The 14,327-nt window shown below is 68.1% G+C and carries 14 protein-coding genes; 10 read left to right on the top strand and 4 right to left on the bottom strand.

The genetic code is table 11. The features are described 5' to 3' along the window. Nucleotides 1–73: 73 nt before the first annotated feature. Complete coding sequence (locus GY812_04345) at nt 74–2,314, top strand: molybdopterin-dependent oxidoreductase (protein ID MCP4434716.1); 2,241 nt, start codon at nt 74–76, stop codon at nt 2,312–2,314. 171 nt (nt 2,315–2,485) lie between these two features. Continuing rightward, complete coding sequence (locus GY812_04340) at nt 2,486–3,409, top strand: sterol desaturase family protein (GenBank protein ID MCP4434715.1); 924 nt, start codon at nt 2,486–2,488, stop codon at nt 3,407–3,409. Between the two features lie 90 nt (nt 3,410–3,499). Here GY812_04340 and GY812_04335 read toward each other — a convergent pair whose 3' ends face one another. Next, complete coding sequence (locus GY812_04335; GenBank protein MCP4434714.1) at nt 3,500–4,183, bottom strand: hypothetical protein; 684 nt, start codon at nt 4,181–4,183, stop codon at nt 3,500–3,502. Between the two features lie 37 nt (nt 4,184–4,220). Between GY812_04335 and GY812_04330 the strand changes: the two genes are divergently transcribed. From GY812_04330 to GY812_04315, 4 genes are all read left to right on the top strand, one after another. Next, entirely contained in the window at nt 4,221–5,186 is a 966-nt protein-coding gene (locus GY812_04330; GenBank protein MCP4434713.1) for a nucleoside hydrolase, read from the top strand. Then, a complete protein-coding gene (locus GY812_04325; GenBank protein ID MCP4434712.1) occupies nt 5,183–5,980 on the top strand; it encodes a TauD/TfdA family dioxygenase in 798 nt (265 codons plus the stop codon). The genes GY812_04330 and GY812_04325 overlap by 4 nt, the downstream gene beginning before the upstream one ends. Beyond that, nucleotides 5,977–6,792 (top strand): MBL fold metallo-hydrolase, encoded by an 816-nt coding sequence (locus GY812_04320; protein MCP4434711.1) that lies wholly within the window; start codon nt 5,977–5,979, stop codon nt 6,790–6,792. Before GY812_04325 ends, GY812_04320 begins: the two co-directional genes overlap by 4 nt. 72 nt (nt 6,793–6,864) lie before the next feature. Continuing rightward, a complete protein-coding gene (locus tag GY812_04315) occupies nt 6,865–8,073 on the top strand; it encodes a cytochrome P450 (protein MCP4434710.1) in 1,209 nt (402 codons plus the stop codon). A 5-nt stretch (nt 8,074–8,078) separates the two neighbouring features. Here the strand turns inward: GY812_04315 and GY812_04310 are convergent, their stop codons facing one another. The 3 genes from GY812_04310 to GY812_04300 are packed head-to-tail and all read right to left on the bottom strand — an operon-like array spanning nt 8,079 to nt 10,611. Then, complete coding sequence (locus GY812_04310) at nt 8,079–8,456, bottom strand: FKBP-type peptidyl-prolyl cis-trans isomerase (GenBank protein ID MCP4434709.1); 378 nt, start codon at nt 8,454–8,456, stop codon at nt 8,079–8,081. 20 nt (nt 8,457–8,476) lie between these two features. Beyond that, nucleotides 8,477–9,739 (bottom strand): hypothetical protein, encoded by a 1,263-nt coding sequence (locus tag GY812_04305; GenBank protein MCP4434708.1) that lies wholly within the window; start codon nt 9,737–9,739, stop codon nt 8,477–8,479. Then, nucleotides 9,736–10,611 carry a hypothetical protein gene (locus GY812_04300; protein MCP4434707.1) on the bottom strand — a complete coding sequence of 292 codons (876 nt, stop codon included), beginning with the start codon at nt 10,609–10,611 and terminating at the stop codon, nt 9,736–9,738. Before GY812_04300 ends, GY812_04305 begins: the two co-directional genes overlap by 4 nt. 45 nt (nt 10,612–10,656) lie before the next feature. On the opposite strand from GY812_04300, the gene GY812_04295 reads away from it, so the two are divergent. From GY812_04295 to GY812_04280, 4 genes are all read left to right on the top strand, one after another. Then, on the top strand, nt 10,657–11,577 hold the full coding sequence (locus tag GY812_04295) for a thioesterase (GenBank protein ID MCP4434706.1): 921 nt from the start codon (nt 10,657–10,659) through the stop codon (nt 11,575–11,577). A 152-nt stretch (nt 11,578–11,729) separates the two neighbouring features. Continuing rightward, the gene (locus GY812_04290) at nt 11,730–12,503 is read left to right on the top strand and encodes an SDR family oxidoreductase (GenBank protein MCP4434705.1); all 774 of its coding nucleotides are present in this window, start codon (nt 11,730–11,732) and stop codon (nt 12,501–12,503) included. Between the two features lie 24 nt (nt 12,504–12,527). Continuing rightward, nucleotides 12,528–14,027 carry a M1 family metallopeptidase gene (locus GY812_04285; protein MCP4434704.1) on the top strand — a complete coding sequence of 500 codons (1,500 nt, stop codon included), beginning with the start codon at nt 12,528–12,530 and terminating at the stop codon, nt 14,025–14,027. A gap of 110 nt (nt 14,028–14,137) precedes the next feature. Beyond that, nucleotides 14,138–14,326 carry a hypothetical protein gene (locus GY812_04280; protein MCP4434703.1) on the top strand — a complete coding sequence of 63 codons (189 nt, stop codon included), beginning with the start codon at nt 14,138–14,140 and terminating at the stop codon, nt 14,324–14,326. The last annotated feature ends 1 nt before the right edge of the window (nt 14,327 follow it).

Genomic DNA, 14,327 nt, shown 5'->3' with positions numbered 1-14,327 from the left:
CGGCCGCCGCGCCCGGCGCCGACCCGTTCCCCGCTCCTAGGCTGAGCTTCCAGCTCGACCGAGGAGAACCGACATGGCAACCGACGGCGAGTGGCACCAGACGGCATGCATCCTGTGTTCTGCCAACTGCGGCGTGGAAGTACGCCTGGACGGCAGGCGGTTCGCGCGGGTGCGTGGCGACAAGGCCAATGTGGAGTCGAAGGGCTACACGTGTGAGAAGGCGCTGAGGCTGGACCACTATCAGAACGGTCGCCACCGGCTCACCCATCCGCTGAGGCGCCAGCCGGATGGCAGCTACGAGCGCATCGACTGGGACACGGCCATCCGCGAGGTGGCCGAGGGCTTCGCGAGGATCCGCGACGAGCACGGCGGCTCGAGGATCTTCTACTACGGCGGTGGTGGCCAGGGGAACCACCTGGGCGGCGGCTACTCCTCCTCGACACGCGACGCTCTGGGCATCACCTACAGCTCCAACGCACTGGCACAGGAGAAGACCGGCGAGTTCTGGGTCGACAGCCGCCTCTTCGGTGCCTCCACCTGCCATACAGCAGGCGACTACGAGCACGCCCAGGTGGCCGTCTTCTGGGGCAAGAACCCCTGGCAGTCCCACGGCTTCCCCCGCGCACGGGTCTTGCTCAAGGAGATCGCGAAGGACCAGGACCGGACCCTCGTCGTTGTCGACCCGAAGCGCAGCGAGACGGCCGAGCTGGCCGACATCCACCTCGCTCCCCGACCCGGTGGCGACGGATTCCTGCTGGCGGCGCTCGTGGCCGCCCTGTTCGAGGGTGACCTGATCGACCCCGTGTTCATCGCGGAGCGCACCGTGGGCATTGATGCAGTTGAGGCGGCCTTCGCCCGGATCGACATCGACGACTATGCGCGCCGCGCGGGTGTGGACCCTGCCGACCTGCGCCAGGTCGCCCGGGTGATGGGTGAAGCCGACTCGGTCTCGGTCTTCGAGGACCTCGGCATCCAGATGGCGCCACACTCCACGATGAACAGCTACCTGGAGAAGCTGGCGGTCATGCTCACCGGCAACTTCGCGAAGCGCGGCGGCATGAACCTGCACACGATCTTCGGGCCGCTGTTCGGCAACCACGACGACCGCACCACTCCCGTGACGGGCCACCGGCTCGTGACGGGCCTGGTGCCGTGCAACGTGATTCCCGACGAGATCGCGACGGAGCACCCCGACCGGTTCCGGGCGATGCTCGTGGAGTCGAGCAACCCCGCCCACAGCCTGGCCGAGTCGGCGCGCTGGCGGGAGGCCTTCGAGGCCCTGGAGTTCTCGGTCGTGATCGACGTGACCATGAGCGAGACCGCGAGGCTCGCCGACTACGTGTTGCCCGCCTCCTCCCAGTTCGAGAAGTGGGAGACCACGTTCTTCAACCTCGAGTTCCCCGAGAACACCGTCCAGCTGCGCGCGCCGTTGCTGGAACCCGAAGGCGACACGCTGCCCGAGCCGGAGATCCACACGCGCCTGTGCCGCGAACTCGGGGCGATCTCCGATGCCGAGGTGGTGCCGCTGCGCGAAGCAGCCGAGCGGGGGCGCGAGGAGTTCACCACTGCGTTGTTCACGGCGGTGGGTCAACGGCCCGAGTTGAGCGGCCTGCTCGCCGTGTTGTTGCACGAAACACTCGGGACCACCCTGCCCGGGGGGCGCGCCCCGGCGGCCATGTGGGGGCTGGCGCAGCGAGTTGCCGGCATGTACCCCGAGTCGATCAGGCGTGCCGGGTTCGACAACGGCGATGAGCTGTTCGACGCCGTCCTGGCCGGCCGCAGTGGCGTGGTGTTCAGCGTCGACGACTACGACGAGACGTGGGCGCGGATCAAGCACGCCGACGGCAAGGTGCACCTCGATGTGCCCGAGCTGCTGGACGAGATGGCCGACCTCGAAGGGGAGTCACTGGATCGCGAGGCTGACTGGCCGCTGATCCTGGCGGCCGGCGAACGGCGATCCAGTTCGGCCAACACGATCTTCCGCGACCCCGATTGGCGCAAGAAGGACCGCGAGGGCGCACTGCACGTGCACCCGGAGGACGCCGCCGTGTACGGACTCTCCGACGGCGGGCGGGCGAGGGTGATCACCGCCACGGGTGAAGCCGAAGCGCTCGTGGAGTTGCACGACGGCATGCAGCCCGGGTTCATCTCGTTGCCCAACGGCTTCGGGCTCGACCACCCGGGCGGCGACGGTGACGCAGTGGCGGTCGGGGTGGCGCCCAACGAACTAACCGATGCCGACAGCCGCGACTGGTTCGCCGGAACCCCCCACCACAAGCATGTGCCGGCACGGCTGGAGCCGCTGAACGGCTAGCCCACGTTGTCGACCAGCCAGTGGTGAACCGGGGCGAACGGCGCTCCCCAATGGAAGTCAGTGCCTGCCATGGCTTCGACTCCCCGTCCGTGTTGGCCCAACCGCGATCCCCGGCTGCCGTTCGGCACGGCCGCACAACGGGCGTGTGACACGTCGGCCATGATGTGGCCCATGCATGACCCAACCCGCCCGGAGCGCAGTTCCCTTCCGCAGCGTCCCGACCCGTCGGGCCCCCGCAAGCGAGCCGCGCTCCTGTACGGCGGGCTCGCCGCCAGTTCGATGGCTGCACCGCGTGTTGCCCGGCTGCTCGGGCGCTGGATGCCGAGGCGGGCAGCTGACGGAGTTGCAGTGGCGGGGCTGGTCATCGGAGGTGTCGCTGTGATCGCACGAATGGAGAAGCGCCATCCATTCCGCGAGGAGTGGAACGAGGACCACGGCGACGTGCGCACCGACACAGCCGACCTGCTCGTGTCCGACGGCTGGGGACGCTCGGCGGCATCAGCGCTGACCGGACCGATCCGCAACGCGATCCGCGGCAGGCGGAAACGAAAGGGAACCGACGGTCTGCTCTCGCGCCTGCCGCTGCCCTTGCAGGTCGCGACGCTGTTGCTCGCATTCGACCTCGGGCACTACACGATGCACCGCGTGATGCATGAGAAGGCCGGGTGGAAACTGCATGCGCCGCACCACAGCCCGGAGCGCCTCTACTGGCTCAACGCCACGCGTTTTCATCCGATCGAGCTCGGGATCGGCGGTACGTGGGAAATGATCGTGGTCGCCGTCCTCGGCCCCTCACACGACGCAGACCTCGCCTACCAGGTGGCGCGGGGCACCTACGGCCAGATCCAGCACGCGAACGTCGACATCGACAGCGGGCCGCTCAACGCTGTGCTCTCGACTCCTGAGCGACACAGATGGCATCACAGCACCGAGCCATCAGAGGGCAACACCAACTATGGCGCGGTCGTGGCCGTGTGGGACCACGCTTTCGGATCAGCGCAGGTACCCGACCGCCAGTTCGATGCCGAACTGGGCAACGGTGACCCGGACTACCCCACCGGCTGGGCAGCCCAACTCGCCGCACCGTTTCGCTGACCGACACGGACGCGAGGCCCAGGGTGCGCCGATGGGTGGCACCTTCACGCCGGCCTGCCCTGAGCACACCGGACCCCCTACCGCACGCCCTCAGAGCCCATGCGCCGTGCGCAGCTCTTCTAGCGGCTCACCCCAGTGGTCCTCCCAGCGCACGCCGATCAGCTGGTCGGCAACCCGACCGCGCTGCCATCCCTCGGTCACCGCGTCCATGACGAACGGCAGCAGGTTGGGCTCGTACAAGGCCATCTGCAGCGGCCGGGTCGTCATGATCATCACGGGGTACGGTGCCGCTATCTGGGCTGCGGTGAAGCAGACGACCTTCACCTCACCGAGCGGAGAAGTGTCGTATCCGGTGAGCACATGGAAGAGGTCGTGCAGCTGGAATCCCCGCTCTGCCAGGTAGCCCTGGTCCTCGCCACGTTTCGCGTGGGCGTCGATGAAGGCCGACTCGCGAAGCTTGTCCACGTCGAGACCGTTGGCGTCGATGTGCTGCGCGAACGCCCGCCCGAGCGTGCCTTCACCAAGGCCACGGAGCTCGTCCATGTCGGGGACGGGGCTGAGGTAGCGGTCCTCGAGCAGTTCGGGTGCCGCCGGGTTCGCCAGCGCCATCGCGTCGTAGGCCTCCAGAGCGGCGTCCCCGGCCTCTTCGAGGAGGGTGTGGGCCAGCGGTACCGATGCGTCGACCGTCCATCTCCGAAGCGACGTGAGGAGGGCCTGGGTGAGTTCGGGGCTCAGTTCGGGCGAGTCGGGTCGTGCAGGGGGTGAGTCAGCCACGTCGATGACAGTAGGCGCGAGGTGGCAGAGTGTCTCCATGCGACTCGTGATCGACACCGACCCGGGCATGGGAAGTCTGGGCACGGATCCGGAGGACGGGTTCGCGATCCTCTACGCGCTGGGCTCGCCGGGCGTGACCGTCGAGGGAATCACGCTCACCCACGGCAACGTCCCCGTGTCGCACTCCTGGTCCAACGCCAACCACCTCCTCCAACTAGCGGGCCGCCCCGATGTGCCAGTCCACGCCGGGGCGCACGAACCCCGTGATACCCAGAAGCGGGCGCTGCAGACCAGCTGGCTCAACCAGCGCGAGGGCCTCACACGGCTGGCCCCCGAGCTGACACTGCCCGAGTCGACGGCGGTGGAGTTCCTCACCTCGACCGTCGCGGACTCACCCGGAGAGATCACCGTGGTGGCCATCGGCCCGCTGACCAACATCGCTGCCGCGATCGAGGCCGACGACACGTTCGCGGCCAACCTCGATCGTCTCGTGATCATGGGGGGCGCAGCCACATGCGGGGGCAACATCACGCCGGCCGCGGAGTTCAACATCTGGATGGACCCCGAGGCGGCCGACGGCGTGTTCGGCAGCGGCGCACCGATCACGATGGTGGGCCTCGACGTGTGCCACCAGACCAGCTTCGACACCTCCCAGGTGGACGCCCTGGCCGAGCGCGGCTCGAAGCTGGCTTCGTTCGCCGCCGAGTGCTCCAAGGCATGGATCGACATCCGCGGCGCGGCGGATGACGGTGACGGCTCACTGCACCTCTACGACTCACTCGCGGTTGCAGCTGCGATCGATCCCGATCTGGTGGGCTGTCGTGACCTGCTCGTGCAGATCGAAACCGGCGACGGGCCCGCGCAGGGGATGACCGTGACGTACACCAACGAGATCCTGCGCATGCTGCTCGTCGGCAAGAACCCCAACACCTCCGTGGCCCTCGATGTGGAGGTGGATCGGTTCGCCGCCCTCTTCGCCCAACGGGTCACCGCGACACTGTGAAGCGCACCCTGCGGGTGACGCCCGGTGCCGACGTGCTCGGCGCGGAGGTCGACGGCCTCGATCCGGCTTCGCTCACAGACCAGGCGGCCCGCGACAAACTGATGGCCGCACTTGTCGAGCACAAGGTGCTCGTGGCCCGCGGCGCCCACTTCGACGCAGCCGACCTGATGACGGTCAGCAGCGCACTCGGGGAGCCAACGGTGCACCCGATCTTCCCCCACCTCGACGGCTACCCGCCGATCGTGGAGGTCATCAACCTCGGTCCCGAGATCAAGGCCACCTCCGTGTGGCACTCGGATGTGACCTTCGAGCCCGAGCCACCATCGATCACCATGCTCGCGGCGCAGGTGTTGCCTGCGGGCAGGGGCGACACGCTCTTCGCCGACCAGGAGGCAGCGCTCGAGGCACTCGACGAGGCCACCGCAGCCGACATCGCGGACGCACGGGCGCTGCATATCGGGACGGGAGCTGCCCTGCTCACCGGCTCTTCCGAGGCGCCGAGTGCGGAGCACCCGGTCGTGCGCACCCATCCGATCTCGGGCCGACCGTCACTGTTCGTCAACGACGCCTTCACCCGCGAGGTGCTCGGCCTCCCCGATGACACGGGGCGGAACCTGGTCAAGAGGCTCACCAGGCACGCCACACAGGACCGGTTCGTGCACCGCCACCAGTGGGAGGCCGGCGATTTCGTGATCTGGGACAACCGCTCCACGCTGCATTTCCACGTGCACGACTACGACTGGGCTGACAGGAGGCTGTTGCGTACCACCCTCGCGGGGGACCGACCGAGATGACAGGCCGCCTGTTCGACCTTCCGGTCACGATGGTGTCGGAGTGGATCTTCAACAGCTACGCCATCACCGCCGACGACGCCCTCGTGGTGGTGGACCCCGGACTCCCGAGCGTCGCCTCACAGATGCTCGAGGCGCTGTCCCGCAGCGAAGGTGCCGGACCCGCCGACATCTCGACCGTGGTGTGCACCCACGGTCACTCCGACCACGTAGGCGGAGTGTCGACCCTGCTTTCGGGATGCGACGCCGCAGTGCACCTTCCGGCTCGCTGCGAGTCGTACCTGGCCGGCGAACTTCCACGGGCGTTCCCGGTGATCGAATCGTCGGTGAGGTTCATGCCGGTCTACCGCGAGCAGCCCTTCTCTCTCAGGGGGCTGCGCGAGTTTCTCGGCCAGGCCCGCAGCATTGGTTGGGGCGCCGGCAACCAGATGACCGTGGACTTCGATCCCGCAGGCTTCCTCTCCGATGGTGACCCAGTGCCGTCGGCACCCAATTGGACCACCGTCGCCGCACCCGGCCACACCGACGATTCGACCTGCTTGCATCATCGCGAGTCGTCCACGCTCATCTCCGGCGACGCCGTGGTCACACAGGACGGCACGGCCTGGTTCAACCCCGAGTACGTCGACTACGCAGACGCCCTCGAGACGGCCGCCCGCCTGAAGGAACTCGACGTGCGCCACCTGCTGCCCGGCCATGGCATGCCGATCCACGGCGCGGACATCTGGGACCAGGCAAAGCACCCCGGCGATCGTCCCGGTGGCAAGGGACTACTGGCACGCTGCTCGCGGCGATTCGGGCACTGGCACCACTGACCGGCTTGGGCCGCCGGATCGAACCGTCCAACCGGACTGTCGGCCCATCCTGTCGCACTACCCTGCCGCCACATGGCGCAAGCACTGCTGGCCGAGGCTGTCAGCGACCACGACTTCGGCCTCGAGGTCCGGCCGAGCGGCGGGCGTCTGCCCGGGGCGGAGCTTCACGCGGAGCTGGCGCGGATCCGCTCCCTGCACCGTCTCGCGCCGATACGTTTCGGCGACTTCGTGATGCAGCTGATCACCCGCCACGACGACCTGGAGGCGGCGTTTCGCGACGACGAGGGTCTCCCCGCCGGGCCCACCTACGCGATGACTGTCGAGCCGTGCCAAGGGGTCACCTTCGAGAGCCTCGATGGCCCCGAGCACCATGTCCTGCGCGACCTGTCCACCCGCGAGATGCGCGCACGCCCCGTTGCCCGTTACGCACAACGGGCCCTGCCGCCCCTGGTGGACTCCGTGATCGACCGCTTCGCTGCGAGGGGTGAAGCGGACCTGGTCGCCGAGTTCACCGCCGTATTTCCATTCCTCGTGTTCGCGGACCGGATGGGTCTGCCCTTCGACGAAGCCGACCGCTTCATGGACTGGGCATTGGGGATTCTCGGCTACCCGCTCGACCAGGCGGCCGGGATGGCCGCCGCGGCCGAGTTGACCGAGTACCTCGACCCCGTGCTGGCGGACAGGCGCCGCTGCCCCGTGGATGACCAGCTGTCGTCGATGGTCACCTCCGAGCGCGGCGGCCGTCGACTCGACGACGATGAGATCCGCAGCCACGTGCGCGCCCTTTTCTCGGCCGGTGCGACGACCTCGTACCACGGACTCGGCAACACCCTCTACGCGGTGCTCAGCCATCCCGGCTCAGCGCAGCGACTGCGGCGCGACCCCGGGTCGATTCCGGCGGCTGTCGATGAGATGCTGCGCTGGGAGCCACCGCTTGCGTTGCTGCCGCGGTTGGCTCCGAACGATGTGGTCGTGGCCGGCCATGACGTGCCTGCGGGCACGATGCTCCTGTTCGGCATCGCCTCGGCCAACCGCGACCCTGCTGTGTACGACCATCCCGACCAGTTCGATCCGGGCAGGACGAACCCGCGGGTACTCACCTTCGGTCTGGGCAGCCACTACTGCCCCGGCTCACACCTCGCGAAGGCCCAGATAGCGGTGGCCGTCAAGGCCCTCCTGTCACGACTGACTGATCTGGAGCTGGTGGATCCTGCAGCCGCTGCGCCGAGCGGCACGGTCATGCGCGGCCCGCTGCGCCTGGACACGCGCTGGTCGAGCTGACCTGCTCAGCCGACGCCGAGCAGGTCGACCACGAAAACGAGTGTCTCGTTGGGGCCGATCACCCCGCCCGCACCCGCGGGGCCGTAGGCCATGTCGGGCGGGATGGTCAGTCGGCGGCGCCCGCCGAGCTTCATGCCCACCACACCCTGGTCCCAACCCGCTATGACCTGGCCGGCTCCCAAACGGAAGCCGAAGGTGTCTCCACGGCCCCAGGAGGCGTCGAACTTGTCGCCGGTGGACCAGGCGTGGCCCACGTAGTGGACCTCCACTGGCTGGCCCGGCACCGCCTCGGGGCCGTCCCCCACCTCGATGTCCTCGATGAGGAGCTCGGCTGGTGGGGCCTCGCCGGCCGGGATCTCTACGTTTGGTGCTTGCTCTGGCATGCCGCCAACGTAGACCGCTGTCACCGGTGAAGGCGCACCGCAACCTCCGACGGCGCCCCGAAGCTGAATCCGGCCCCCGTGGAAAGGCGCGTCACGCCGACTTCGGGATGCTCGCCCCGCTGTTGGTCGCCCGCGGTGACGCTCCATGATGCGACCGCGCCGTCGAGAGGTTCCGCACGTTGCACCACCGCAGTGGGGTCAACGGCATGTGCGATGGCCTCGACCGGCCGCTGCTGCCCGTCAACGAGCAGTCCGATCCAGGAGTTGTGGCCGTCCTCCGATGTGGCGGCGCATTCGTGCAGCGACACGGTCACCTCATCCGCGCCGGACTCGACCCGGGCATCCACGTACGTGGCAGGGCGCAGTGCCGGGTGGAGCTCGAACACCGTGGCCATCGATGAGCTGTCAGTGCCGAGCCCCAGCGCTGCGCGCAGCCGCTCGGCCGTGATTCCCGCAATGCCCGTCAACTGGTGGTCACCCATCTCGGCGGCCGCCTCGGGGCCGTGTCGGCGCTCGACGGCCTGCATGAATGACATCGCCAGCAGGTGCTGCTGGAGGCACACCTCGTCGATGACGGCCACCAGCGCGCCGGCGGTGAAGTCCTCCATTCGGATCGGGTCGATCAGTTCCCCGGAGTAGTTGGCCAAGGCGCCAGAACCGTCATCGACTATCTCCGCAATCGGTACGTCGGCGGCGCGGGTGGTGCGCATGAGGGCGGTCACTTCCGCTTCGGCGATCGGCTCCGCGCCGTGGTCGATGACCACAGTCCAGGCGCAATGAGGGTGTCGGTCCGCCGGTTGGCGGGGCGGGCGGTGCACCGGCCTCATGCGAGCCCGCGGATTGGTTGCACAGGCCGTGGCATCGAAGGTGGGGTCCTCGATGTCATGGCACATGGCCAACACGAACTCCTCCCCCATCGGCTCCACATCCATCAGGGCTCCGCAATGCTCGAGCCGGAAGTCCCCGTGGTCGGCGTCGTGCACTGTGAAGCGGAAGTCGAGGAACTCGTGTGGCGCACCGATGTCGAACTGCATGCCCTTGAAGATCGTGGCGACGTCGTCGCCATCGAACCCGAGCAGGCGCTGCATCCTGTTCGTGTAGACCGGGCTGGCGCCCATCCACTCGTCGATCGCGATGTCGCGCATGCCGTCACGGCCCCACGGCCCGATCAGGTAGCCCATCGCGGCGCGGTCGATCAGGTGCCCACACAGCAGGTACTCGCGCGCCATGACCGCCAGACCTGGTTGGTCGAGCGAGCTGATCGGGTCGATCCGGTCGTTCACTTGCGTGTCTGCCAGTCGCGTCCGGCGGGCATCCACTTCGGGCCCGCCGTCTCGTCGATCCGCTCCATGAAGCGGTCGCCGACCGGCTCCACCAGGTCGAGGAACGCCAGGGTGTTGGCCTCACCGAGGTGCTGCCAACCACCGGAACACAACCTGTCGAGCTCGTTCTCGTGGTTCACCCGCCACGCGATACCGGCGTCGGTGACCTCGCCGCCGGCCGCGAAGCCACGATCCTGCAGCCTCTTCATCGCCGCTTCCATGGCCGCATCGTCGGCACCACGGCTACGGGGCAGCCAGTCGTCGTCGTAGTTGCGCCACGCTCCGTCGAGGATGCCGGCCATCGTGCCGTCGACATCGGCCGCGATATGCATCGCCCAGTGTGTATCACCGCGCCATTCCCGGACACAGTTCACTGCCAACCAAGCTGACAGCAGTGCGTCATCGGGGCGCGGCTGGTCACGCAAGGAAGCGAACAGCACCCGGCCCGCAGGGTCGAGCGAGTCGGCGGTCGCCCACATCGGTTCGGCCAACGCGGCGAGGCCGTCGGCGATCTCCGGGGCGTACTCGTGGATTCCGGCAACCACTCCGGCGTTGCGCGCCTCGGCGGCTGCCTCGAAGGTGGTGACAGCGGTGCACATGTCGAGTGACGCCTTCACGAAGCCGGGATGGATGGACCCGAACGCGGCCGTCACAGCGCCCGGGCCCGCAGGAGCCAGCGAGGCTCCGCGGGTGGCGATGTAGTAGCCCATCCCATCGGGGACCCCGAGGGCCGCGTAGTGCTCGATCGCTACCGGATCCCAGTAGATCCAGCCGATCAGGCGATGGGAGGCGAACGCGGCCCGGCGCGTCAGTTCGATCCAGTCGGTGCTCATCGTTGCCCGAAAGTATCCTCCCCGGCGACCACAGGAGGCCCGGAGTTGCAGAAGCTTCACACAGCAGAGGTCACCGAGGACCAGATCGACCATCTCGGCCACATGAACGTGCGCTTCTACGCCGAGCACGCCCATTCGGGTTCGCTGCGCATCGCGGAGTCGATCGGTCTGGCCACCAGCGCCGGCCAGGCGGTCATGCAGCGGGACCGCTACACCCGGCACCACCGAGAGCAGATGCTCGGAGCACAGCTCGAGGTCCGCGGCGGCGTGATGGACGCCGACGCAGAGCGCGTGCGCCTCTACGAGGAACTGGCCAACTCGGACACGGGTGACATCGCGGCGACCTTCGTGCTGACCCTTCAGCCCGCCGACGCCGATGGCGGGGACCCGCTCCCCATCGAGCAGGGGGTGCTCGATGCCGCCACTGGGTGGAGCGTCGCCGTCCCCGAGCACGGGCAGCCGCGGAGCCTCTCCATCGACGACGATCCCGTCGCGATGGCGCCCGGACTCGACGTGCTGCGCGAACGCGACTGTGCGTTGCGCGAGGTGCGGGTCATCCACCCCGAGGAATGCGACCCGAGGGGGCGACTGCGTTCCGGGCTCGTTGCCGAACTCGTCTGGGGTGGCACACCGGTCAAGGGCCGCGACTTCAGGCCGTTCAGCGAAGGGCCGGGCGGCATGAAGATCGGATGGGCCACGATGGAAACGCGGGGCAGCTGGCACCACCTGCCGGCGCTCGGCGAGCGCGTCCAGAGCTACGGCGTCGAGACGAACATCGCCGAGAAGACCATGACCAGCAACCACTGGGTCCACGACGTGGGAAGCGGCGAGCTGGTGTGCGCCTTCTCCGTGGTCAACATCGCGTTCGACGTGGCGGCCCGGCGCGCGGTGGTGATCCCCGACGACGTGCGCGCCGAGATGTCGCACAACCTGCACGCCGACCTGGACGGACTCACCTCTGACTGAGCTGACCGGCCGGGCTCCATGGCCACACAGCGAAGCGGTCGCTTATGGTGTGCACGGGCCTGGCGAGGGGGCTCGTGCGCACCGACAGCGGCATGCCGCCCGAGGGGTTCCCCGGCGGCCACGGCGGCAACTGAACCCTCGAGGAGCACACAGTGAGCAATCCGATCGTTGTCACGGGCTCGGCATCCGGCCTGGGAGCCGCGCTCGCCCGACGGTTCTCCGCTGAGGGCGCATCGGTGATCGGAGTCGACCGCCACGACGCTGACGTGGTCGCCGACCTCGGCACCCCCGACGGCCGCAGCCAAGCAGTGGCCGAGGTCGAACGCCTCTCGGGCGGGTCGATCGATGGCCTCGTGTCCTGTGCGGCCACCACACCAATCGATCCCGACCCCGCCAACGTTGTGAGCGTCAACTACTTCGGAATGCTCGCGATCCTCGATGAGCTGCTCGGTTGCCTGACTGCCGGTGAAGGTCGGTCCGCCGTGGCGATCAGCAGTATCGGCGCTGCGCACGGCCCGTTCGACGAGGAACTCAACCGCGTCCTGATGGCGGGTGACGAACCCGCAGCACGCCAGGCGGCGGCCGACGGCACCGACTACCGCTCGGCCATCGCCTACAACGCCGCGAAGCTCGGTGTTGCACTGGGCGTCCGCGAGCGGGCCGAGAGCTGGGCCCGGGCGGGCGTCCGGCTCAACTGCGTTGCGCCTGGCCGTATGGAAACCCCGATGCTGGAAGGGCTTCTGGCCGATCCGGTGGTAGCAGCCGGGGTCGACGCCATGCCCTCGGGAATCCGCCTTTCCGCTTCACCTGACGAGATCGGCGGTGCGGTGCACTTCCTGTTGGGCCCCGACGCATCGTTCGTGCACGGCCAGGTGCTGTTCGTCGACGGCGGAGTGGATGCTCAGCTTCGCCCCACGGAGATCTAGCCGGCGAGAGGTACCTTCGGGGCAGTGCCCAACCGTTCCGTCTCGAACCACTCGAGCACCAACCGCAGCCCTGGCCGGCGGCTCATCGCTGCATCGATTGCCGTGGCCGTGCTCGCGGCGGGTTGCGTCGGCGGCGACCGCCAGGTGACAGCGGAGTCCGACGAACGGACCGACTCCGACATCGCCGCGGACACGAACAGCACCACAACGACCGAGGCCCCGACGGGTACGCCCGGCGCCGACACGATCGGCGATCCGTACTACCCCGGGCTGGGCAACGGCGGCTACGACGTCGAGCACTACGACATCACGATCACGGCGGACCCGGCCTCACCCGACATCACCGGGCGGGCCACCATCGAGTCCGTTGCCACCCAGGACCTGTCGCAATTCAACCTCGACCTCAACGGCCTGGCCGTGCATGCCGTCGACGTGGACGACGAGGCCGTCGAGTACTCGCGGCAACCGGCCGCCGGACTCTCGAGCGAGCTGGTGGTCACCCCGACCGAGCCGATTGCCGAAGGCGACACATTCACCACGAGCGTCGACTACTCCGGCACACCCCAGCCGGTCATCGAGGCATCCACCGGATTCACTCTCGGCTGGAACGACACGGTCGACGGCTCCTACGTCACGTCGGAGCCCGACGGCGCGCGCAGCTGGTTCCCCTCCAACGACCATCCTTCCGACAAGGCCACATTCGGATTCGAGTTCATCGTTCCCGAAGGTGTGGAGGTCGCCTCGAACGGCTCGCTGGCACCGTTGGTCGACAACGGCGACGGTACGACCACCTGGGCGTGGGACATGGACCAGCCGATGGCGACCTACCTGGCCACCGCGGTCATCGGTCAGTACGAGATCGAGGAGCCACCACCGGCCGGCGAGGTGACGATCCGCAACTTCTTCCCGGTCGGCATGACGGAGGCACCCGCCGCGTTCGCCCGTACCGGCGAGATGATCGAGTACTTCAGCTCGATCTTCGGGGACTATCCCTTCGACGAGTACGGAGTGGTGGTCGTACCGGCATTCCTCGGGTTCGCGCTCGAGACCCAGACGATGTCGGTGTTCGGCAGGGACCTGGTGGGCATCGAGGCTGTCGTGGTGCACGAGCTGGCCCACCAGTGGTTCGGCAACAGCGTGTCACCGGCGCGATGGCAGGACATCTGGCTCAACGAGGGCTTTGCCACCTACTCCGAGGTGCTCTGGCAGGAGCACCTCGACCCCACGTTCGACCCGGACGTCGCACTGGAAGCCTCGGCGCAGCTCGAACCGATCGGCGACCCCGGCCCCGACAACCTGTTCTCCCGAGCCGTCTACCAGCGCGGCGCACTCGTTCTGCACGAACTGCGGCGGACCGTCGGCGACGAGGCGTTCTTCGACACCCTCCGGGCCTGGAACATCGACTACCGGTACTCCACGGCAACAACGCAGGATTTCGTCACCTTGGCCGAACAGGTGTCGGGGATGGACCTCGCCACGCAGTTCGATGCCTGGCTCAACGCCCCGCAGTTCCCAACGGACTGAGCAGACCGACCGACGTTCACAGCGAGCGAACGACAACGCCGGGTAAGGTCGCATAACCGGCGCTCGGGAACAGGGTGCGCCGCGCATGGCCGCAATCGTGGGGGGAACACATGACTGATCACCTGAAGAGCGACTTCAGTTCCGGGCCCGTTTCGGTGGGCGTTGCTCCGGACCGCGACGTGTCCTTCTCGCACGTGGACGTCGCTCAGTCGGACCGGGTGATCACCCCCGGCGGCTGTGAGGTGCCGGTGACCTCCTGGGCAAACGTGCCGCTGTCAGGAAACGTCACGGCGAGCTGAG

This window comes from Actinomycetes bacterium, assembly GCA_024222295.1.
Classification (GTDB): domain Bacteria; phylum Actinomycetota; class Acidimicrobiia; order Acidimicrobiales; family Microtrichaceae; genus JAAEPF01.
This window is presented reverse-complemented; position numbering and strand designations above follow the sequence as displayed.

Excerpts from the sequence above, each read along its gene's own strand:
- GY812_04300 (MCP4434707.1), bottom strand. The coding sequence starts at position 10,611 with ATGAGCACCGACTGGATCGAACTGACGCGCCGGGCCGCGTTCGCCTCC.
- GY812_04345 (MCP4434716.1), top strand. The coding sequence starts at position 74 with ATGGCAACCGACGGCGAGTGGCACCAGACGGCATGCATCCTGTGTTCT.
- GY812_04315 (MCP4434710.1), top strand. The coding sequence starts at position 6,865 with ATGGCGCAAGCACTGCTGGCCGAGGCTGTCAGCGACCACGACTTCGGC.
- GY812_04330 (MCP4434713.1), top strand. The coding sequence starts at position 4,221 with ATGCGACTCGTGATCGACACCGACCCGGGCATGGGAAGTCTGGGCACG.
- GY812_04320 (MCP4434711.1), top strand. The coding sequence starts at position 5,977 with ATGACAGGCCGCCTGTTCGACCTTCCGGTCACGATGGTGTCGGAGTGG.
- GY812_04280 (MCP4434703.1), top strand. The coding sequence starts at position 14,138 with ATGACTGATCACCTGAAGAGCGACTTCAGTTCCGGGCCCGTTTCGGTG.
- GY812_04310 (MCP4434709.1), bottom strand. The coding sequence starts at position 8,456 with ATGCCAGAGCAAGCACCAAACGTAGAGATCCCGGCCGGCGAGGCCCCA.
- GY812_04340 (MCP4434715.1), top strand. The coding sequence starts at position 2,486 with ATGCATGACCCAACCCGCCCGGAGCGCAGTTCCCTTCCGCAGCGTCCC.